Annotated in this window: 22 protein-coding genes and 5 tRNA genes; 14 read left to right on the top strand and 13 right to left on the bottom strand. The window is 43.0% G+C overall.

Annotated features, from left to right (window positions below; all coding sequences use genetic code 11):
- Positions 1–37: 37 nt before the first annotated feature.
- The 5 genes from TM074_RS00250 to TM074_RS00230 form a co-directional block, all read right to left on the bottom strand.
- Positions 38–211, bottom strand: a complete 174-nt coding sequence (locus TM074_RS00250) for a hypothetical protein (protein WP_158386480.1) — start codon at positions 209–211, stop codon at positions 38–40.
- Positions 212–268: 57 nt separating this feature from the next.
- Complete coding sequence (locus TM074_RS00245; protein WP_369000415.1) at positions 269–664, bottom strand: pyridoxamine 5'-phosphate oxidase family protein; 396 nt, start codon at positions 662–664, stop codon at positions 269–271.
- A 15-nt stretch (positions 665–679) separates the two neighbouring features.
- Entirely contained in the window at positions 680–1,657 is a 978-nt protein-coding gene (locus tag TM074_RS00240) for a ribonucleotide-diphosphate reductase subunit beta (RefSeq protein WP_039327939.1), read from the bottom strand.
- A gap of 13 nt (positions 1,658–1,670) precedes the next feature.
- Positions 1,671–4,073, bottom strand: a complete 2,403-nt coding sequence (locus tag TM074_RS00235) for a ribonucleoside-diphosphate reductase subunit alpha (protein ID WP_369000414.1) — start codon at positions 4,071–4,073, stop codon at positions 1,671–1,673.
- A gap of 292 nt (positions 4,074–4,365) precedes the next feature.
- Positions 4,366–4,455, bottom strand: a tRNA-Ser gene (locus TM074_RS00230).
- A 78-nt stretch (positions 4,456–4,533) separates the two neighbouring features.
- Here TM074_RS00230 and TM074_RS00225 point away from each other — a divergent pair.
- Together TM074_RS00225 and TM074_RS00220 are read left to right on the top strand one after the other, a co-directional pair.
- Positions 4,534–5,328, top strand: coding sequence for an ABC transporter ATP-binding protein (locus TM074_RS00225; RefSeq protein WP_369000413.1), 795 nt, complete (start codon positions 4,534–4,536; stop codon positions 5,326–5,328).
- A complete protein-coding gene (locus TM074_RS00220; RefSeq protein ID WP_369000412.1) occupies positions 5,325–6,536 on the top strand; it encodes an ABC transporter permease in 1,212 nt (403 codons plus the stop codon). The genes TM074_RS00225 and TM074_RS00220 overlap by 4 nt, the downstream gene beginning before the upstream one ends.
- Here TM074_RS00220 and TM074_RS00215 read toward each other — a convergent pair.
- Positions 6,533–7,573: a bifunctional phosphoglucose/phosphomannose isomerase gene (locus tag TM074_RS00215; protein WP_369000411.1), complete on the bottom strand. Its 1,041-nt coding sequence runs from the start codon at positions 7,571–7,573 to the stop codon at positions 6,533–6,535. The genes TM074_RS00220 and TM074_RS00215 overlap by 4 nt on opposite strands.
- Before the next feature lie 77 nt (positions 7,574–7,650).
- Between TM074_RS00215 and TM074_RS00210 the strand changes: the two genes are divergently transcribed.
- Positions 7,651–8,157, top strand: coding sequence for a hypothetical protein (locus TM074_RS00210; protein WP_369000410.1), 507 nt, complete (start codon positions 7,651–7,653; stop codon positions 8,155–8,157).
- A gap of 64 nt (positions 8,158–8,221) precedes the next feature.
- Here TM074_RS00210 and groL read toward each other — a convergent pair whose 3' ends face one another.
- Together groL and TM074_RS00200 are read right to left on the bottom strand one after the other, a co-directional pair.
- A complete protein-coding gene (groL, locus tag TM074_RS00205; protein WP_369000409.1) occupies positions 8,222–9,865 on the bottom strand; it encodes a chaperonin GroEL in 1,644 nt (547 codons plus the stop codon).
- Positions 9,866–9,884: 19 nt separating this feature from the next.
- Entirely contained in the window at positions 9,885–10,151 is a 267-nt protein-coding gene (locus TM074_RS00200; protein ID WP_369000408.1) for a co-chaperone GroES, read from the bottom strand.
- 107 nt (positions 10,152–10,258) lie between these two features.
- On the opposite strand from TM074_RS00200, the gene TM074_RS00195 reads away from it, so the two are divergent.
- Positions 10,259–11,536, top strand: a complete 1,278-nt coding sequence (locus TM074_RS00195; protein ID WP_369000407.1) for a Mur ligase family protein — start codon at positions 10,259–10,261, stop codon at positions 11,534–11,536.
- An 88-nt stretch (positions 11,537–11,624) separates the two neighbouring features.
- On the opposite strand, the gene TM074_RS00190 is transcribed toward TM074_RS00195, so the two are convergent.
- Positions 11,625–12,923 carry a UDP-N-acetylmuramoyl-L-alanyl-D-glutamate--2,6-diaminopimelate ligase gene (locus tag TM074_RS00190; protein WP_369000406.1) on the bottom strand — a complete coding sequence of 433 codons (1,299 nt, stop codon included), beginning with the start codon at positions 12,921–12,923 and terminating at the stop codon, positions 11,625–11,627.
- Between the two features lie 41 nt (positions 12,924–12,964).
- Between TM074_RS00190 and tsaD the strand changes: the two genes are divergently transcribed.
- The 3 genes from tsaD (at position 12,965) to TM074_RS00175 (ending at position 17,682) form a co-directional block, all read left to right on the top strand.
- Positions 12,965–14,035: a tRNA (adenosine(37)-N6)-threonylcarbamoyltransferase complex transferase subunit TsaD gene (gene tsaD, locus TM074_RS00185; protein WP_369000405.1), complete on the top strand. Its 1,071-nt coding sequence runs from the start codon at positions 12,965–12,967 to the stop codon at positions 14,033–14,035.
- Between the two features lie 18 nt (positions 14,036–14,053).
- Positions 14,054–14,983 carry a lipid II:glycine glycyltransferase FemX gene (locus TM074_RS00180; RefSeq protein WP_369000404.1) on the top strand — a complete coding sequence of 310 codons (930 nt, stop codon included), beginning with the start codon at positions 14,054–14,056 and terminating at the stop codon, positions 14,981–14,983.
- Between the two features lie 143 nt (positions 14,984–15,126).
- Positions 15,127–17,682, top strand: a complete 2,556-nt coding sequence (locus TM074_RS00175; protein WP_369000403.1) for a valine--tRNA ligase — start codon at positions 15,127–15,129, stop codon at positions 17,680–17,682.
- Position 17,683: 1 nt separating this feature from the next.
- Here TM074_RS00175 and TM074_RS00170 read toward each other — a convergent pair whose 3' ends face one another.
- The 3 genes from TM074_RS00170 to TM074_RS00160 form a co-directional block, all read right to left on the bottom strand.
- Complete coding sequence (locus TM074_RS00170) at positions 17,684–18,025, bottom strand: hypothetical protein (RefSeq protein ID WP_369000402.1); 342 nt, start codon at positions 18,023–18,025, stop codon at positions 17,684–17,686.
- A gap of 134 nt (positions 18,026–18,159) precedes the next feature.
- Positions 18,160–18,249: transfer RNA gene (locus tag TM074_RS00165), tRNA-Ser, on the bottom strand.
- A gap of 10 nt (positions 18,250–18,259) precedes the next feature.
- Positions 18,260–18,352 (bottom strand) — tRNA-Ser (locus TM074_RS00160).
- A 72-nt stretch (positions 18,353–18,424) separates the two neighbouring features.
- Here TM074_RS00160 and TM074_RS00155 point away from each other — a divergent pair.
- The 6 genes from TM074_RS00155 to TM074_RS00130 all read left to right on the top strand — a co-directional run bounded on the left by TM074_RS00155 (position 18,425) and on the right by TM074_RS00130 (position 20,386).
- A complete protein-coding gene (locus tag TM074_RS00155; protein WP_369000401.1) occupies positions 18,425–18,832 on the top strand; it encodes a hypothetical protein in 408 nt (135 codons plus the stop codon).
- A 35-nt stretch (positions 18,833–18,867) separates the two neighbouring features.
- Entirely contained in the window at positions 18,868–19,386 is a 519-nt protein-coding gene (locus TM074_RS00150; RefSeq protein ID WP_369000400.1) for a hypothetical protein, read from the top strand.
- 108 nt (positions 19,387–19,494) lie between these two features.
- A tRNA-Arg gene (locus tag TM074_RS00145) sits at positions 19,495–19,571 on the top strand.
- A gap of 19 nt (positions 19,572–19,590) precedes the next feature.
- Positions 19,591–19,815 carry a hypothetical protein gene (locus TM074_RS00140; protein ID WP_369000399.1) on the top strand — a complete coding sequence of 75 codons (225 nt, stop codon included), beginning with the start codon at positions 19,591–19,593 and terminating at the stop codon, positions 19,813–19,815.
- A gap of 21 nt (positions 19,816–19,836) precedes the next feature.
- A tRNA-Ser gene (locus TM074_RS00135) sits at positions 19,837–19,924 on the top strand.
- 9 nt (positions 19,925–19,933) lie between these two features.
- Positions 19,934–20,386 carry a 23S rRNA (pseudouridine(1915)-N(3))-methyltransferase RlmH gene (locus TM074_RS00130; protein WP_369000398.1) on the top strand — a complete coding sequence of 151 codons (453 nt, stop codon included), beginning with the start codon at positions 19,934–19,936 and terminating at the stop codon, positions 20,384–20,386.
- On the opposite strand, the gene TM074_RS00125 is transcribed toward TM074_RS00130, so the two are convergent.
- Positions 20,381–20,872 carry a ComF family protein gene (locus TM074_RS00125; protein ID WP_369000397.1) on the bottom strand — a complete coding sequence of 164 codons (492 nt, stop codon included), beginning with the start codon at positions 20,870–20,872 and terminating at the stop codon, positions 20,381–20,383. The genes TM074_RS00130 and TM074_RS00125 overlap by 6 nt on opposite strands.
- A 287-nt stretch (positions 20,873–21,159) precedes the next feature.
- Between TM074_RS00125 and TM074_RS00120 the strand changes: the two genes are divergently transcribed.
- Positions 21,160–21,651, top strand: a complete 492-nt coding sequence (locus TM074_RS00120; RefSeq protein ID WP_369000396.1) for an Hsp20/alpha crystallin family protein — start codon at positions 21,160–21,162, stop codon at positions 21,649–21,651.
- The last annotated feature ends 77 nt before the right edge of the window (positions 21,652–21,728 follow it).

Genomic DNA, 21,728 nt, shown 5'->3' with positions numbered 1-21,728 from the left:
ATTTTTAATTTGTCAATGAAAAGCTTCCGAGAGTTTCTTACTCGCAACCGTCGCAGATAGTCAAACTTGCTGGATCAATTGGCGCAGCAACAGTACCGTTTGCCTTTGCTTGATCATCGGCCACATCTTGAGCAGCTTTCAAGGCAGCATCAATAGCGCTCAATTTTTCTTCCAATGTCATATCATCAGTAATAATTTGACTTGCGTTCATTTTCATTTTCCCCTATATTTAGTAGTTACTTAACTAATTGTACGCTAGATATAGTGCTTATGCAATAAAGTGCAGCCAATTTCCTGTTGTGGTTTTTTCATCAAGTTTGCCGATTGGTGCAACATATAATTGCGGATTCTGACAGCGTGGCATAAAGCTAGGCAATTTCTTCTTATAGGCCGCCATAGCCGCTTCTTTTTCAGATTCTGACACTTCAGCTACATTAGTTTTTAAGAAAACTGCCCGCTTTTTATCATCCCAAACCACAAACTCTGCCTTGCCACTGCGAAATGCGTTTACTGAATGTCGCGCAGTCGGTTCTGATATCCAAATTATTGAATCGTCCAGTCGTGCAAAATGTAGTGGCGTTACCAAAGGAGTTCTATCAGCATTAACAGTAGCCAGGGCGCCAACTTCAACAGTATCTAATATTTCTTTTGCCAGTTCGTTCATAAAATTATATCCTTATTACTTCGTGGTATTAACTTCATAGCTAGTATTTGTACTTTCAAAGAAGTTTACCAATTCCAACGTGTCATTAGCGGCTGCCATCCATTTAGCTGGATTTGGCACATTATACTCTGGCTCAAAGCCCAATTCTTGCAAACGACGGTCCGTCATATGCATAACATATTGATTGACATAATCAGCGTTCAAGCCCAAAATTCCCTTTGGCAGCATGTCTTTGTTATAAGCTTTTTCAAGCTCTACCGCCTGCAAAATCAAGCCACGAATCTCTTCAGCAAATTCCTGTGTCTGCAACTCTGGGTTTTCATCCAAAATGGTTAGAAGTAAATTAATGCCAAATGTCAGGTGAAGATTTTCGTCGCGGGTAATCCAGTCAAGAAGCGAACCAACATTACGTAGCAGATTACGCTGGCGGAAACTCATACCAACCATAAAGCCTGAATAAAACCAGATACCCTCCAGGACGATGTTATACGCCACCAATGACCTGACAAAATCTTTTTTGCCTTCCAGCGAATAAATATCCAAGTTTGGATCGAGCATCACATCCAGATGCTTGTTCTGGAAATCTGCCTTGTCAGCCAACGATTTTTTGCCAAAGCCCGCCGCGTAAATCTCCTCGCGATCAAACGGAAAGGTTTCAATGATATACTCAAAGGTCATGAAGTGATTAGCCTCTTCCCACATCTGTTTTGATAGATATAATTGAGCCTCCGCCGCGTTGACATATGGATAGATACCAAACGCCAACGACTTATTGATCAACAATTCATTTGGATTCAAATAACTAATGACCGTTTTTAAAGCATGTTTTTCATCATCTGACAATTTTTCAAAGTCCGCCAAGTCTTGGACTAATTGGACTTCATTTGGAAACCACGTATTGGCAACTGCTTGATTATAAAGGTCGTACGCCCAAGGGTAACGAATTGGGTGAAGCGACAAACCATCACGCAGACCTGAACCTAAAATACCCATTTTTATATCCTCCTTATTTATTAATTTTCGCGAATCCAAATCCGCGTACTTTACTATTGGTGCGAACTTTTTGTTCGGCAATTTTATCAACTGAAACCGTCGTCTGTTCTGATTGATGACGTGGCTTAACATGCAGATAATATGTTGTCTTTAATCCACGTTTCCAAGCTTCTGAATAAATCTTCACATATTCATCAATATCGCGCGTCTCTAGATACATATTGCGACTAATCGCCTGGTCAACCCATTTTTGAGCCCTAGCCGCCACCTCAATAAACGAGTACGGACTAAGCTGAAAACTTGTTTTATAAACATCCTTGATATTCTGAGGAATGCCGTCAATGTCTTGAATATCACCTTGCGCCGCAAAAATCTCATCCTTCAAATTGTCCCACAAATCAAGCTTCTTCAAATCGCGAACTAAATTATGGTTCACTTCCAAAAACTTACCGTTCAGCGTCGAGCGACTAAAAATCTGGGCAAATTGCGGATCAATTCCAGGGGTAGTTCCTGCCACATGACCAATGTTAGCGGTCGGTGCAATGGCCATCAAAGTTGCATTACGCATGCCCTTCTTTACCTTCTTACGCAAACCGTCCCAGTCCAGTCGCATCTTTTGGTCTATTTTTACCTTTACGCCACGATCTTTAGACAACTTATCAACCGTATCAATCGGCAGCAATCCCTTACTCCAACCACTGCCAGCAAACGTTGGATAACTACCCAACTCCGCCGCCAAATCAGCCGACTGGTCAATCGCATGATAGCTAATAAATTCTGTCAATTGATCAATTAAATCGTAAGCTTCTTTTGATTCATAACAATAGCCCAACTTTTCCAACACGTCAGAAAAGCCCATCATGCCCAAGCCAATTGCTCGAGTTTGCTGGTTAGAGTGCATTGCTTCTGGAATTGGCGTTTGAGTAATATCACACAAATTGTCCAATTGTCGCACCGCCGCACGAGCCGCCTCTTTCAATCGATCCCAGTCCCAAGTTTTATCATCGCTCAGGAATGCCGATAAATTGATGCTAATCAAATTACAGGTTGCAATATTATTCTTATCTTGTGGCAAAGTAATTTCTGTACAGAGATTAGACAAGTGAATCGTACCAGTGTTATTGTTCAATGCTCGCACATTAATCGTATCCTTCCAGGTCAACCACGGATGCGATGTTGCCTGTAGGCTAGTCAAAATGCGCTTAAATTGCTGACGAGCCGATACCTTATCAAACGTACGCAATTTCCCAGCTTCCGCCATTTTGACGTATTCTTTATATCTAGCTGAAAATTCTTCGCCACATAATTCCGTCAAATCTGGAGTTTCCGCAGGATCAAACAAATACCAATCTTGGTCTTTCTCTACTCGCTTCATAAATTCATCAGAGATAAAGACCGCCGTATTAGCAAACCTGGTTCTTAGATACGGGTCGCCAGAGTTTTGGCGAAGGTCAACAAATTGATCAAAATTCAAATGCCAGTTCTCTATGTAAATCGCAGCCGCGCCAGCTTTTTTACCTTTACGAGAAACCGCAAACAGCGCCGTATCAATCATCTTCATGAAAGGAATCGGACCGGTCGATTCGGTATTAGTAGTCTTAACTGGACTACCCGCCGCGCGCAACTTAGTAAAACCAATTCCAATACCACCAGTACCCTTGGCGATAAACATAGTATCACGCACCGCCTTAGCAATTGATTCCATATCGTCATCAACATTAAGCAAGAAACAGTTACTAAGCTGCGGAAAGGAGCCGCCAGCATTAACTCGCGTTGAGCCGCCCGGAACATACTCCAGATGACTCATGTGATTGTAAAACTCAATCGCCGCAGCAGTCGGGTCGGTCTCATTATAGCTAAGCCCCATAGCAATGCGCATATGGGTGAATTGTGGCGTTTCAATTGGCGAACCATTCTGCCTACGAAGAGCATAACGATTTTTATTAGTCACCACACCCAAATATTTACTTAAATCATCTCTTGCTGGGTCAAGTTCCGCTGCCAACTTTTTCAAATCAAACCGACCATCTGCCATTCGCTTGTCTAGTAGCCCGTCTTTAACTGCAGCCTTAATAAACTTAGGAAATTCACGAGTATGAAGTTTCTTTAATTCTGCCGCTGTTTCATAATCGCCTAGAATCTGTTTATAGACAGTTTTAAGTAGTAAACGTGACGCAATCTTATCATAATCTGGATCATCCTTAACATTCTGTAAAACCGTCTGAATCACCGCCTCGTCCAGCTGCTCGGTGGTAATCCCGTCAAATAACGTCAGCTGCAACTCGGTCGCCACCTGCACCACCTTTGAAACCTGATCTGGCAGCCCGTCGCAAGCCTTCAAAATCGCTGCGTTAATTTTATTAGCATCAAACGGTTCTTTTGTGCCATCACGCTTAATCACGTTAATTTCTTTCACATCCCCTCCTTAATTTACCCCGCCAAAACAAACCACCAGCACCTCATCTGGTAGCCCATCTTAATAGCTTGTGTTTTTGTTTATTTATGAGCTCGCTATACATATAGCGTACAACACTAACTATAGCCGCTATATCTAGTGTTTTGCAAGTAATTTGGTAAAAATTACAACCTATTTTAACCACAAACAGATATAGCAGCCAACTAATAAATCGGCATAAAATAAATGCTATCATTTTTTAACAAATTAAAAACCGACAGTTTCATGTATTCTGTCGGTAAAAATATCTCCGTGGCGGAAGGAGAGGGATTCGAACCCTCGAACAGATTGCTCCGTTACACGCGTTCCAGGCGTGCCAGTTCAACCACTCCTGCACCCTTCCTTGTTGATAATTATACCACAACTTTATTGCCCCTTATGGTTGCACTTACCAACGTTCATTCTCTATAATAAGTCAAAGATGAAAGAAACTATTCCACCACGCATTAGGCTTGTTAATGTCACCAAAAAATTTGGCTTTGGCGATGCTGAAATTCGCGCCTTAGATAACGTTAATTTAACCGTTAAAAAAGGTGAGTTTATTGCTATTATGGGCCCCAGCGGTTGCGGAAAAACTACTTTATTAAACACCCTTGGACTATTAGACCAGCCATCAGAGGGCGAATACTACCTGGACGACGTCGCTGTCGATAATCTTAGCTCACGACGACGCGCTAAAATTCGCTCCAAACACATTGGCTTTGTTTTTCAAAATTTCAACCTAATCCCTCGCCTAACTGTCATCGAAAACGTAGCACTACCCTTAACCTACAAGGGTCTCGGAAAAGTTAAACGCCTACAAGAGGCTAGTCGTATTCTAAAAACCTTTCACCTAGGCCAACGTGAATACTACATGCCACATCAATTATCCGGCGGTCAAGTCCAGCGCGTGGCAATTGCCAGGGCACTAGTTAATAGTCCATCTATCATCCTAGCTGATGAGCCAACAGGTAACCTTGATAGTAAATCAAGTCACCTTATCATGGAAGAACTATCAGACCTGCATCGTCGTGGTAATACCATAATTATGGTTACTCATAACCCAGAACTGATCCATTACGCCAGCCGCGTCATCACTATGCTGGACGGTAAAATTGACACTGATGAACATAAAGAAAAACGTAAATTCACCAAAAAACTTGTTGAAGATGATGAAAAAGAAGTTAAAACTAGGAATAAAAAATCTTCGACTATAAAGAAGGCAAAAAAATCATGAAAATATTGATAAGAAATCATTTCGAGAGTGCCACCCAGGCGTTGAAGGCCAATCGTGGGCGTACATTTTTAACAGTCATGGGTGTGACGATTGGTATTGCCAGTATTACCATGGTTCTGTCCTTAACTAGTGGCATTAATCAACTATTCGGTGGCGCCACTAAACATTCCAGCGAGCCTGTTGCTATAGTTAAGTCTGGTAATAAGAAAGACGTCACTAATCTACTAACAGAATCAGATAACGCAACCACAGTTAATACTCTGACCGAGAAAGATTCTAAAGACATTAGTAAAATAGCCAATACAAAAGCCGCACCTATTGCCTTTTTGCATACTGAACTACGCGCCCGTGATGGTAAAATTGATGCTCAAAACACCACGCTAATTGGCAGCACGGAGTCTCTTAAAGATGTTGCTAATCTGCAAATTGCTCATGGAGAATTTATCAACGAAGTAGGTGGAGTTGTAGTTGGTCAACAGCTATCAATTGATTTGTTCGGCACCGAGAAATCTATTGGAAATGTTATTTTTATTCGCAATCAACCCCTAACAGTTGTCGGTGTATTAAAAAATATCGAAAATCCAGTTAGTTACCTGGATATAGATTTTAATAATGCCGCCATTGCACCTCTTTCGGTGGTTAAAAAATTCACACAAGGAACGCCGCAAATTCAGCAAATTGTCATGACCACCAATAGCCACCAACATCTTGGATCAGCCATAGCATCTGCCGATAATATCCTGAAGAAAAACCACGATAGCGACAAAAATTATCGAATTGTTTCTGGCGATGAAATCAATGAAAAGAAATCTAACCTAGCAAAGTTTATCTCAATAATCCTCACAGTTATCGGTATCATCTCTCTATTAATCGGCGGAGTTGGTATTATGAACGTAATGTTAGTCAACGTTGCCGAACGTCAGCGAGAAGTTGGCGTCAGACGAGCTGTTGGTGCTACAGGCTGGGACATTATTAACCAATTCTTAATCGAAGCAGCCATCATTGGACTACTGGGCGGTATATTTGGCTACGGATTAGGAATTGCTGGAGTTTATTTAGTAAGCTTATATCTTCCTCTCACGCCATACATATATTGGCAGACAGCCGTCTTATCAATTGGACTTTCGTTGATTATTGGTGTAATTTCTGGCGTCTATCCAGCAGCCCGCGCCACCAAACGAGACCCGATTGAATCACTAAGATATTAACTTAACTCAGCCTTTAACTTTTCAATTAGATGGACCGGCCCCGGATTAACGCCGTTGAGAATTGCCGTATAAATACTAGCTGCATCAGCCAATACTAACCCCCACAATAATTGTTGCATCAGCGTCCTTCCCTGAAGTTCCAGTACGTGCGCTTTTGGTCGCTTACCACTTAGTAAACGGTCGCTTAATTCCATTCGCTCGCGGATCCTATCTCGCTCCAAATTGCTACGAATATCAAAGACGGTAAATGGTTTCTCTACTGGATGTGATGACCAGCCAATAAACTCGTTATGGTTAAACTCTGGATACTGATTAGAGAACGCCAGATTCTTTGCTGATTCATTCCAACTAATCTTCCATTTGTAAGCCAGCGGCCAAGTTAATTCACCACCAAAAATAACTAATGTTTTACCAATTGTCATTTTAGCAATCTGCTTAGCTAGATTATTTTTCTCTGGCACCGCAGGCGCCCAATGAGAAATTTCACCCTCCAGCCAGTCAGCACTATCCGCCACCTGATTATATAAATCGCCATCAATCACCCAAAAATGCTGTAATAACTTCAATAGCCCTCGCAAATGATAAACAGTCGACATGCGTGGCTGGGTGCCCGCTGGAATCTGAGCGTACGTAATATTGTCGTTATTTGCTCGCTTAATCAATTCTCCGCCAGTTGACATTACTGCTAAGCAAGCTTTTTTATCCAGTGCTTGCTGATAACAACTCAATGTCTCTTCGGTATTACCCGAATGACTAACCGCAATAACCAGTGTTTCTTCACCAACAAAACCCGGCAAATCATAGCCCTTTACTACCTCTAGTGGAAGATGTAGCCAACCTGCAGTTAATACTCGGACCATATCTGCCGCCAGCGCTGATCCACCCATTCCGGCAATTACAATATTCTTAAAATCACGTCGCTGATTTGACCCCTCGTAAATTACGACTTCATAACGCGCTTGCTCCGGAATATTCAAAACACCACTAAGAACATCTCCTGGATCATACTGTTTTATCACATTTATATCATCTAACATCTTGCACTCCTCAATTCACTCATGCTATAGTATAACATAATAAGCTTAAACAATTTAACATATAAGGTGGGTTATACATGGATTCTCGAGCTAATCAATCAATCAGTGACGACCAGGAATTGGCTAAGGTATTAGCTGGCGTGCCACAAGACACGGATAATAATTTACAATTTGAAGAAACAAATAATATAGTCGCTCCAACGGTTAATCCTGCAACTATTTCACCAGATCCCGTTACTACAGACGAAGATAATAGCCAGACTGTGGTTGAACCGTCCGTAAATCCAGCAGCTGTAAATCCAACACCAACGATATCCACGGATTCATCGCACCCAACTACAGATCCTACACTTGACAGCATTAAGCAGACTGCCTTAAATGAACTTCGTCCGTTGGTTGATAAGCTTGATGTTTCACCAGAAGAAAAGTTTGACACTTACCTATTATTGTTGCGCTCTACTGATGATAAAAGCCTTATTGCACCAGCACATGATGCGGCTATATCTATTGCCGACGAAGCTCGTCGCGCTCAAGCCTTGCTAGATATCATTAAAGAGATTGATTACCTTTCAAACCCTCGCTAGTTAATTCCTTCAATAAAAAAATCCCGCTACTTCTGGCGGGATTTTTGTTACTAACAGAATGACCTTACATCATCCCCATACCCGGCATACCGCCAGGCACAGCTGGAGCTTCTGTCTCTGGTACGTCGACGACCAGCGCACCCATGGTTGCTGCGGTTGAGGCGATGGATACCGCGTTCTGCACCGCCTCCTTGGTGACACGCGCTGGGTCGATAACACCAGCTTTTTTGACATCCACCAATTCGTTCGCAGGTTTCATGACATTAACGCCAAATCCCGCCTTACCCGCTTCAACTTGCGCCAATAGTGCATCGGCATTCAAGCCGGCGTTACGCATAATCTGTAGAAACGGCTGCTTTAAGGCGTCCTTTAGAATCTGCCGGCCAGCCGCAATGCTGTCTGCGCCAGTCACCTTCAGGCCGCCAGCCAAATTCACCAAGGTGACACCACCACCAGCGACGATTCCCTCGACCAAGGCTGCCTTGGTCGCTGCCACGGCGTCGTCCACGCGGAACTTCTTTTCGTCAATTTCTGTCTCGGTCGCACCGCCAACTTTGATGACGGCCACTTTGCCGCTCAGGGCAGCTGCCCGCTTGTCGAATTGTTCTTTTTCGTATTCGCTGGAGGCATTGTCGGACAGTGACTTAATCTCAGCAATTCGCTCCTTAACGCCAGATGGCTTGCCTGCACCCTCAATGATAGTGGTCTCGTCTTTACCGACAATCACCTTACGTGCCGAACCTAATACCTCCAGGCCAGCATTCTCAAACGTCAACCCGTGATCTTCAGAAATCACCGTTGCGCCAGTCAGCACCGCGATGTCGCGCAAAATTTCCTTGCGGCGGTCGCCAAAGCTTGGCGCCTTGACCGCCACGGTATTGAATACACCCTTGAGCTTGTTCAGTACCAAAATGCTCAGCGCCTCGCCTTCGACCTCATCAGCGATCAGTACCACGTCCTTCTTGCCGCTTTGTGCCAATTTCTCCAGCATTGGCAGGAATTCTTGCACGCTGGAAATTTTCTTATCGGTAATCAAAATCGCTGGTTTTTCATAAACCGCCTCTTGCCGACCAGTGTCGGTAACGAAGAACGGACTGACCCAACCCTTGTCCAAGCTAAAGCCTTCAACAACCTCGGCCTCCAATTCCAAACCTTGGCCAGCCTCGACCGTCACCACGCCATCTTTGCCAACTTTCTCGATGACACCAGCGATCAATTTGCCAATTTCCGCGTCGCCCGCCGAAATGGTCGCCACTTCCGCCACGCGATCAGATTTGCCCTCAATTGGCTCAGCTAATTCGTTCAGCTCTTTGACGATTTCCGCGCCAGCCTGTTCGATGCCTTTGCGCAGCTCCATCGGGTTGTGACCCGCTGCGATCAGCCGGTTGGCTTCCTTTAAAATCGAATAGGTCAGCACTGTTACGGTCGTGGTGCCGTCACCAGCCTGCTTGTTCAAGTTCTTGGCCGCCTGTTTGATCAGATCTGCACCAACCTTGTAACCTAGCGTCTCATCATCATTCTCTGGTAGCTCAATGCCTTCTGCCACCGTCACGCCGTCGTGCGTCACAGTTGGCCCGCCAAAACTCTTGGCGATCACCACATTGCGACCTTTTGGCCCGTAGGTTACCTTAACTGCGTTATATAACGCCTCAGCACCGCCCAACACGCGAGCGCGCGCATCGTCATCGTAAAATACTTTTTTTGCCATAACGTAAACTCCCCTTTTCTCAAACAACCGTTGCTAAAATATCTTCCTCGCGGACGATCAAATATTCCGTGCCGTCAATCTTTAGATCTGTGGTCGAATATTCCTTGTAGATAATTCGATCGCCAATCTTAACATTCTTAACATCACCGCCAACTGCTTTAATTTCAGCAATTACCGGTTTTTCTTTAGCGTTATCAGGCAAGTAAATTCCACTCGCCGTCTGCGTCTTCGCCTCCTCGCGCACCGCTACCACGCGGTCACCGAGAGGCTGAATAGGTACACTCATAATATCCTCCATTTCATTAACAATACATCTTATTGTATCGCACCACGTTAGCACTCGTCAAGGGTGAGTGCTAATCTTAATTACCATCAGTCTGATATAATATCCTCATGCAATTATTCAAACACCTCTTAGAAAAAATCCTTGGATCTTACGTTAAAAAATATTTTAAATCTCATTCCAATGTTCAATTAATCACTGTGGTTGGTAGCGTCGGTAAAACCAGCGTCAAATCAGCAACCGCCACCGTTTTAGCAGAAAAGTTTACTGTTCGTCACAGCCGTGGCAACTTGAACACCACCTTAAGCGCGCCCCTGGAAATCCTTGGCATCGACGGACCGAAAAACGTCAAATCGCCCCTAGATTGGCTAAAAGTCTTCTCCGCTGCCCGTTCTAGCATTAAAAATCCGCAATCGCCTGACATCATTATCCAAGAGTGTGGTATTGATTGTCCGGGTGAAATGGCAACATTTATGCGCTACGTTCAGCCTGATATCGCTATAATCACCTCTGTTGCGCCAGAGCATATGGAGTTTTTTAAAACAATTGACGTGGTGGCGCGCGAAGAATTGTCCATTAGTCAAGTTGCTAAAAAAACCATCTTCAATTTTCACGATATTGATAAAAAATATCACTCACTTATAATTGGCGAAAAAATAAGCTACGGCGATGAATCTGCTGATGTTCTCTTGCAAATTAAAGAAACTACTAGCGACGGCTACATTGCAACTTTACGGCACAATCAAAAAGAGTCACCCAACATCAGCATTTCCGTATTAGGCAAGCACAACATCCGCTCTATCACTGGCGCGGCAGCAGCAGGTCTAGCTTGCGGCATGAATATTGACGAAGTCGCAGCAGCCTTAACGAAAATTAAACCTGTCTCCGGTAGGATGAATACTCTACGCGGCACGCAAGGATGCACCCTACTAGACGACACCTATAACGCCAGTCCCGTTGCTATGGAAAATTCCCTAAAAACACTTTACTCTCTGGAAGCAAGTTGTAAAATTGCGGTTTTAGGCGACATGAATGAGCTTGGCGATTCCTCTAAGTTGGAGCATGAAAAAATTGGTAGACTGTGTGACCCCAAGCAATTAGACCTACTAATTACCGTCGGTAAATTAGCGAAAAAGCACCTTGCACCAATTGCCGAAAAAAATGGTTGCAAGGTTTTGTCATTTGACAAATCACCAGAAGCTGGAGAGTTCTTAAAGAGTAAAGGAATTAAAGAAGCGACAATCCTTTTCAAGGGTTCACAGGGTGGCATTTATCTCGAGGAAACTATTAAACCGCTACTCAATAACCCAACTGACAGCCAAAAACTTGTCCGCCAATCAGAAACCTGGCTTAAAAAGAAACAACAATTTTTCGATCAGCCTTATTAGTTTTAATTGATTCACTATCCTATAGACCTACGTATACCATTAGCGCACTTACATCTGTTCGTAAAAGCTTGATAAATAGTTGGCTGAATTATTTGTTTTTCTCTAGCCGAAGAATTTCTTTTACGACCGTCTTATCATTCCACGGAATTCGTTTGCCGTTAATAATTCGGTACTGCTCATGACCCATACCGGTAATTAGAACCGTGTCGCCACGTACGGCTGATTTTAGTGCCTGATAAATCGCTTGTTTTCGATCAGCAATTTCCGTCATCTTGTGAGCCTTCTTTGTTCGCTTAATTCCCTGTCGAATCATTGCCCGAATATTATCTGGATTCTCACTATAGCTTTCTTCATCTGTTAGAAAAATTCTATCCGCCAAATTAGCCGCCAACTCTCCCATGATTGGTCGCTTTGTTTTATCTCTGTCACCACACGCGCCGAAGACTAAGAATAATCTCCCCTTAGTAATTCTCCGTGCCGTTTTTAACAATTTCTCCAATGCGTCTGGCGTGTGCGCATAATCCACGATAATATCAATTCCGCGCTTATTATCCACTCGCTCAAAACGCCCTGGAATCATCTCCAGATTTGCCACACCTTCTTGAATATCTTCTAGCTTTATACCGAGCAAATACGCCAAAGATACTGCTGCTGACATATTAAGTACATTAAATTCACCAGGTAGATTAGTTGCCAACTCCAAATGGGTCTGATGGTCAATGAGCAGACTTGCTTCAGTACCCTTTTTATAAAGCTTAATGTGCGTTATCCGAGCCTCGGCCTCCGGACTCACACCGTACGTCATCTTTTCGCCAGAAGCATTAAACTTATTGAAATATTCAAACCACTTATCGTCGCGATTTAACACGATGTATTTTGGCTGCTTTTCAAATAATTTAGCCTTTGCCTCTGCATACTCTTCCATTGTTTTATGGTAATCCAGGTGATCTTGAGTCAAGTTAGTCATCACCGCCGCCTCAATTGGCACGCCATCAAACTTATGCTGAGATAATGCATGACTAGTCGCCTCTAAAATCACGTATTCGACACTTTCACGCTGAGCTGTCTGAAAAAAACTAAACAGCCTGGCTACAGTTGGGACAGTTGCATTCAAATCATTTATCTTCTCTTCGCCAGCAATTTCAATTACGGCCGTCGTAAATAACGCCGTCTTAAAGCCAGCCTCTTTCAAAATTTCATTAATATAACAAGCCGTCGTCGTCTTACCATTTGTCCCCGTTACCGCAATAATTCTCAGGCCACGAGCTGGATTGCCATACCTCAGGCTAATCATCTTCGTCCGCGCAATCCGATAGACATTTTCGGTTTTCTCCAAAGCCCCTTTAGGCAGCGTCTTTCTAGCAATTTTTACCAACTCGTTTTTCATAATACTTATTTTACCACTTATATTTGTTATAATAAAAGCAAATGAGGATTTTGGGAATCGAGTCTAGTTGCGACGAAACAGCGGCGTCAATCGTTGAAGATGGCGAACGTTTACTTTCAAATGTCGTCAATTCCCAAATCGATATTCATGCCGAATATGGCGGAGTTATCCCGGAAATTGCCGCCCGTAGCCATTTGGAAGTCATAAACCCGGTCATTAAAAAAGCCTTATCTGATGCCAACTGTACCTGGGATGATATTGACGCCATCGCTGTTACTTATGCGCCGGGACTCATTGGCTCGCTACTGATTGGCTCGCTCGCTGCCCGTACTCTCGCTATTATCCACCATAAACCGCTTTATAAAATACACCACGTTGAGGCTCATGTATACGCTAATTTTATCAATCAACAATCTGGCAATCTATTTCTATCACTGCCAAAAAAACAACCGTCATTCCCCCTGCTCTCATTGATTGTCTCTGGCGGTCACTCGCAGCTCGTCCTTTTCCAAAATCACGGCGATTACCAGCTTATCGGTCAAACTCAAGACGACGCCGTCGGCGAAGCATTCGATAAAGTCGCTAAAATTCTCGGCCTACCCTACCCTGGCGGCCCGTCTATCTCCAAAGCTGCTGAGTGTGGCGATCCGCACGCCTTCACTCTACCTATCGCCAAACTTCAAGGCAAATATGACTTTTCATTCTCTGGCCTCAAGACAGCCGTTCTGAGGGCTGTTCAACGCGAAGTGGGCAAAGACTTCACTTTTCCCTCACACGAGCTCCCAGGACTTGTAGACGATGAACTGAGGCATAATATGGCCGCTTCCTTTCAATTCACCGCTATCAAGACCCTGGTTGATAAAACTCGCCAGGCTTATGATGATTTTCAGCCAGCCTCGGTGGTCATTGCTGGCGGCGTAGCAGCCAATCAGGAACTTCGCCATCAACTTTCGGCCGCCCTACCCCTGTCAATTGACTATGCGCCCATCCAGCTCTGTACCGATAATGCCGCCATGATCGCTGCACTTGGCTACTACCGCGCCCAAATTGACCAGCCCACTAACCCGTACGACCTGGAAGTGCAGCCAAGTTTATCAATGACATCAATTTAACGTTGTGGAGATTACAACATGAATCAACATTTCTTACAATCTGAGGCTTGGGAAAAGTTTCAAACTGACCTCAAGCGAAAAGCAGTTCGTAAACATACTAACTACGGAGATTTTTTCGGCATCATCGAACGAGGTCGCTTCAATTCTCGCCTCTACATTCCCTACGGACCACAAATCCAGTCAGTTGACAACCTGATAAAACTCTTAGAAGTCATTAAACAATCCGCCAAACAACAAAAAGTCGACTTTATTCGCATTGAGCCATTAGGTAACATCGATACCGCCATCCTCAAAAAAGCTGGCTATCGGAAAGCCAAGGATGTTCAGCCGTCTCATACTATCATTAACACCTTAGCAGACGACGAAACTATACAATCTCTTACTAGCCAGACTGTCCGTCGTATGTGGCGCAAAAATCTTAAAGCAGGCGTTACCTTTCAAGCTAGTTACGACCCTCAGGATATCGAAATTTTTATCAATATGATCCACGACGTAGCTAAGCGTACAGGTATGGTACCGCACAGTGACGCTTATTTCCGCCAGATGGCGTCTTCCCTATTTCCTACCAAACAGGCTGGTATTTTTTATGCTATCTACGAAAATAAACCAGTCGCTAGTATTTTATTTTTCAGCAATGGCGAAACGATGTATTACGGTCATGCTGGATCTTATTCAGAATACCGCAAATTAAGTCCAGCCACCGCTCTTGGTTTAGAAATGCTTCGTTATGCACGTCAAACAGGTCATAAGTTTTTCGATTTTTACGGTATCGCACCAGAAGATGCACCAAAAACTAATCCATGGTACGGCTTTACGCAATTCAAAAAGAGTTTTGGTGGTCAGCCAACGGAATTTCCTGGCACTTGGGAATTACCACTGCGTCCTATCACCTATAATCTTTATCATCTCTATCAAAAAATTTATCAAACAATTCGGCACCATTCCTAACACCTGCCCTTTGATTTGTGCTATAATTGGAGTTGAAACAAACACGCGAAAAAAGAGTTATATTTAATGGCACTTCTTTTCGTGTGAAAAGTATGGGTTATTTTTAATTTGTTTTTTTCGCGTGAAAAAGTCAGGAATTACTTATGCAGCTAGCCAAACAATACATACCAAATGACTACGAACCAAACATTTATGCCATGTGGGAAACTAGTGGCGCTTTAGAACCGACAGGATTAGGTAAGCCATATTCTATAGTCATGCCGCCGCCTAACGCTAATGGCAATCTACATATCGGACACGCTCTTGATATGAACCTAAAGGACATCCTTATCCGTTATCACCGAATGAAGGGTGATGATGCAATATTTATTCCTGGTGCCGATCATGCTGGCTTCGAGACTTGGGTAGTGTATGAGAGGGAATTGACAAAGCAGGGGAAGAGTCGCTTTGATTTTTCACGTGACCAATTGTATAGTCAAGTTTGGAATTTCGTCCAAGAAAAGCGCGGTAATATGGAACTGCAACTGCGCGCTCTAGGTATTAGTGCTTCTTGGAAACATCTAACTTTTACCTTGGATGATAAAGTTATTAGCACTGTATATGACACCTTCAAAAAGATGTGGGATGATGATCTAATCTACAGAGGTGAGCGCATCGTTAATTACTGCACTAAACACCAAACCAGTTTCGCTGATATTGAAGTAGAACATAAGAATGAAAAGGGGAAGTTATGGCAAATAGCTTACCCAACATTGGATAAAATTGGCGAGATTATCGTGGCTACCACTCGCCCCGAAACTATGCTTGGCGACGTAGCGGTAGCAGTACACCCAGATGACGAAAGATATAAGCACCTAGTCGGTACACGCATTTTACTACCGATTGTTGATAAGGAAATTCCAATTATTGCAGACGAATACGTTGATATGAGCTACGGTACTGGCGCCGTTAAAATTACTCCAGCTCACGATCTGAATGATTTTGAAATTGCCAAACGACACGATTTGCCTTTAGAGTCAATCATTAGCCAAGCAGGCAAGATGATAAACGTTCCTGCGCAATTCTTAGGATTAACCCCAGAAGAAGCCCGTGCTCGAGTTTTAGAAGCCCTAGACGCACTGGAATTACGCCGCGGCGAAAGCAATATTGAGCATGCTGTCGGTCATTGTTATAAATGTGGTAGCGTTATTGAACCAATAGTTAAGGAACAATGGTTTATTAAGATGGAACCTTTGGCCAAACCAGCAATTGACGCGCTTGAAAGGGGAGAAGTTACTTTTTATCCCGCCTCTAAATGCCGCGAGCTTATCTCATATCTCAAGCAGCTAAAAGACTGGAATATCTCGCGTCAAATCCCTTGGGGAATCCCAATTCCAGCATTTGTTAATGAAAATAATCCTAAAGATTGGATATTCGACACTCGTACTAATGAACAGAAGATTGTTGTGAACAACACAACATACATTAGAGAAGAAGACACCTTCGACACCTGGTTCTCATCCGGTCAATGGCCATATGTAGTAACCGACTATTTAAGCGGCGGGGAATTAGCCAAATATTTCCCAACCAGCCTAATGGAAACAGGTATGGACATTATGCGCGCTTGGGTGGCACGAATGATTATGTTGAGTCTATATCGTACAGGCAAACTACCTTTCAAAGAGGTTTATCTACATGGCATGGTCAATGATGAGCATAACCAAAAAATGTCCAAATCTAAAGGCAACGTTATTAACCCAATGGAGTTGGTGGCTGAATTTGGTTCAGACGCCACACGCATGGGAATTATCGCTGGTCGCGCCCCAGCCCAGCATCAGGCCTTTAATAAAGGTTCGGTTATTGCTGCGCGCAATTTCTGTAATAAGCTCTGGAATATCGCCCGATTTGTTGAGGCGCAAATTGGCAATAATCATCAAATTGTTGAGCTGGAGCCACAAACTCTGGCCGACCACTGGATTATTCGTCAACTAAATGACGCCGCCAACAACGTGGCTATTCGACTAGAACAGTATCGTTTTTCTGAAGCATCAGAAACGGTTTACCATACCATTTGGGACGACGTAGCCGACTGGTATATCGAATCATCTAAGACTTCAATTAACCGCCCGTTGTTATCATGGGTACTGGCGACTTCTCTAAAAATTGCACACCCGTTTGCACCGTTTGTTACGGAAACAATTTGGCAAACTCTTAACTATACCGACGGAATCTTAATGCGCGAGACTTGGCCGACTCCAGAAAAATTTGACCCAATTGCCGCTGAGCAATTCGAACAGTTAAAGACACTAGTCACCGAGGGTCGCTGGGTGATTGCTGAATTGCCAGGTAATAAAAAATATCGATTGTTATATGGCAATGACAGTCTAATTTCTGATAATCAGAACACTATTAAGCATCTGATGCGCCTCGAGTCAGTCGAACATACAGATCAACCGCGTGGCCTCAGACTGGCAGCCGCCAACAGGGAAGCGTGGCTTGATATTGATAGCGAAACTCTATATCAGCATCAGGAAAATCTTGAGGTTAGATTAGCGGAAGCACGCCAAAAAATGTCAGGATTACAAAAACGACTAGACAACCCAACTTACGTCGAGAAAGCCCCAGCGCACCTTGTTGAGGAAACTCGCGAACAATTAGCCGAGCAGAAAAAAATCATTACCCGGCTGGTTTCAGAATTAGAAGTAATTAGCTTGAAATAGTCTAGCCTATAGTGTCAAGATCAAGGTGATATCCATCAAAAATATGTTGCCCACGAGCAGCATATTTTTGACGCAGTCGCTTTTTATCGTTGTTACGAGGCGTGGTTCGTGGACGCGCCGAGCTCTCCTTCAATACATTAGATAGCTCTGAGTGTTCTGTATGGGTATGTGAATTAGTTTCCGGCATTTTTCCGTCACTCTCAACATCACCATGAGCACTATACATTTTCCAAGATGATAAAAATGCCTTATCAATGTTAGTATCATGAATAAATATACTAAACGCTACGTTTAAGCTCACTAGCATAGCTGTAGCAGTAAAAAACTGTTGCACTAAATTCATTTTATTCTTTCTTTTTTGTATCTATTTTTTAGAATACTGATTATTATGTTAGCATAAGCTTTGTTTTTTGTCAAGTATATTTCGCTACATAAAAATATTCGCCTCGTTTTGGCGAACATTTCATCTTGTCATCTTGGCGGAAGGGGAGGGATTCGAACCCTCGGTACGTTTTACCGCACGCCGGTTTTCAAGACCGGTACCTTCAACCACTCGGTCACCCTTCCAGGTTTAATTTGGCGGAGGAGGGGAGATTCGAACTCCCGCTACAGATCTCTCCGTACTAACGATTTAGCAAACCGTCCCCTTCAGCCACTTGGGTACTCCTCCAAATTCACTATTCAGTGTATCATATAAGTGTAATAATTAACAGCTTTATGATAAATGAGGTATAATGTAATTATGATACAAGGATATATTTCTAAGATTGTCACTGCATTACTTACGATTGGACTAGGAATAGCCCTAGTAGGCACACCGGTATCCGCTCTTGGTGAAGGTGGTGCTTCGGCTGGTATTGGTGCAGCCCGGGGAGATAATACCCCATCTAACCTAGTTAATGGTGATTCATCAATCATAAAGCGTGCCATAAATATTATGCTATTTGCAGTCGGCGTATTAAGTGTTGTCATGCTAATTTTTGGCGGTTTTCGCTATGTCATCTCTGGCGGCAAGAAAGAATCAGTCACAAACGCTAAAAACACCATTTTATATGCAATCGTTGGTCTGTTAGTCGCAGTTTTTGCTTATGCTATCATTAACTTTATCCTTGGCGCAGCATTAAGCGGCGGTTCAACCACTAACGTTTAATTGTTCACTTATTCTTGCCGTGATATACTAACAGCATGAATGATAATCCAGAACAACAGGGATTCGAACCAACCTCATCAGATAGACTTGATCTAACTGAACCAATTGCCTGGAACGCTCCAGAGGGAGTGCAGGTTCAGCGCGGAAAAATTTGGTATGTAATGTTTGCAGTTATTCTGGTCGGGCTAATAGCCCTAGCTATTCTAGTATTTAAGAACTGGACCTTTGCTGCCTTACTGCCTATTATGGCAGTGGCTTTATTCACACTATCAAACAAAAGTCCTCAGATTATTAATTATGCAATTAGCCCAAAGGGTGTTTATATTGCTGACGTTTTACATGATTTCAGTGAATTTCGTGCATTTGGATTATCAAATGAAAACAACCAGCACTCTATCATATTATTGCCAGTTAAGCGTTTTTCCCCAGGACTAACTATCTATTTTTCTGAAGCGGAAGGTGAGAAGATAGTCGATATGTTAGGTGCACGCTTACCAATGCAAGAAATTAAACCAGACGCCCTAGAAAAGCTTATTCGCTTAATAAAGCTATAGCTTGATTGGCTATATTTTATATGGTAGAATACAGAAGTTCACCGCTTCTAGGCGGAGAAAGCTCTTTATATTTTTGTTATGGCCAATCGGATTTCCGAAAGGCTGTATGCACCCGTAGCTCAGCTGGATAGAGCGCTGGCTTGCGGAGCCAGAGGTCGTAAGTTCGAATCTTGCCGGGTGTACCATTTAACCTAAGGAGGGGATATGAATTTTGTTAAATACGTAAAATACACAGGTCTAGCAATTATTGCAATTTTTACAGCATTTATTGCGTTTATATCGGCGGCGGTATTTATTGAGGTAACAACCTGGGATGAGGCTGGTAAGTGGATTATCAAGGCCGCTGAATTAGCCGGTGTTGGCCTGTTATTAAGCATTGTCATGAGTATTATTGGTACTATAGTCGCTAAGGACGCCAAGAAGAAATAATATCCTTAATTAGTTAGATACGGAGAGATGCAGGAGTGGTTGAACTGGCCGCTCTCGAAAAGCGGTATGGGGCAACTCATCGAGGGTTCGAATCCCTCTCTCTCCGCCATAAATATTTATGAAAATAACCGTTATAACAATCGGAAAGAAACATGAAGCCTGGATTCAGCCAGGCATTTTTCGTTTTTTAGAGCGCCTCAGGCCGCCATTTGCCACGGAGATGGTAATTCTACCACACTCAAGCTTTGAGGGCGACAGAGCACGTCAGGAAGAGTCAGAACGTATACTTACACGTCTTAGTTCAGACGATTTTATTATCCTGCTTGATGAGCGCGGTAAAAATTTATCATCACCGGAATTATCAGATTTAATCACTAGCCACACCAACAGTCACGTTGTTTTTATTATCGGAGGAGCTTATGGGGTTAACGATGATTTACGCCAAAGGTCTAACGTCGTCTGGTCTCTATCAAATCTGGTATTTCCACATCAGTTAGTCCGGCTAATCTTAGCTGAACAGCTATATCGTGCTCAAGAAATTTATCGCGGCAGCCAGTATCACCACTCATAGTTTCGGACGACCGTGTCTGGCAATAACAGCAATCTCTACATGCTCAGCACCGTTTTTTCTTAAGCATTCAGCTGCCGCCAACACAGTTGAACCAGTCGTAAAAATATCATCAATAATTATATATCGACGATTTTTATCTACCGAACCACTTATCTCAAAGAAGTCATTTGCTTGACGCTTTCTCTGGCGCGAAGACTTAGTAAAGTGTTGGGTGACATTATTTCTTCGTCGAAGCAGGGGTCTGCACTCTATTTTTCTATTCCTGGCTAGTTTGTTAGCTATCTTTTCAATATGACCAAATCCGCGGCGACGGATATTTTGGGAGATTGTAGGTATTGGTACAATAACCGCCTCTTTCGGGAGAGAGGGTAGAGCGTCGTTCAAAAAATCACTCAACAGATTAGCGGCAGCTTGCACTCGGTTAAACTTATAATCATCAATTATTTCAGCCACCACGCCAGTTCTTTTCGTAAAACACCAGATCATATCACAGGGGATTTTATGCTTTTTGCACAAGTTTCCGTTTTTTAAGGACTGACCACACAATACACAAATATCGTATTTCTGACTTATGATGTATTTTTTACAATCTATGCATAAAATACCCCCTATTTTATGACATCTATAACAGTAGTGTGGGGCAATAATAGATAATAGTGTATCAAACATTGTAATTTTTACGTTTTACACCTTTCACTGTTGATTATACCGCATATTATAGTTATACTAATAAGGACTTTGTCAATGAGCCTATTATAAAAGTGGAGGAAATTATGGCCCGAAAACAAGATGATAATATATTACTAACAGAAGATGAGTTGGCTGCAGCGTTTATTGACGATACAGATCAGCTACTACCTAATCTTAACGATGACAGCAACAATAATCCAGCTCCAGCAGCACCAGCTGAAGACAACTGGGAGGATGAAGCTGACGATCTAATGGGTCAATTAGCTGTTGACGTTTTTGAAACAGAGAACGACTTAATCATTAAAGCTCGCACTGCCGGTGTAGACCGCAATGATTTAGATGTCAGTATTTCTGATGGAATCTTAACTATCAGCGGCACGTTATCTAGTGGTGATGAAGCCGACGTACGCCAATGGCACATTCAGGAGTGTTACTGGGGCGAATTTAGTCGTACATTAGCATTGCCTACAGCCGTTAACGAAGAGGGAGTAAAGGCAGAATTAAAAGATGGCGTTTTGACAATTACCTTTGAAAAGATAAAACAAGAAAAGGCGAAGAAGATCCAGGTTCTCTAGAAACATTGGCAAAAAATACCACCACACATTGGCGGTATTTTTTGATTATAAAAAAGAACCTCATTAGTGAGGTTCTT

The sequence above is a fragment of the Candidatus Nanosynbacter sp. TM7-074 genome (genome assembly GCF_041006295.1).
Classification (GTDB): domain Bacteria; phylum Patescibacteriota; class Saccharimonadia; order Saccharimonadales; family Saccharimonadaceae; genus Nanosynbacter.
The sequence above is the reverse complement of the archived record's forward strand: the minus strand, read 5'-3'. Positions and strand labels throughout refer to the sequence as shown.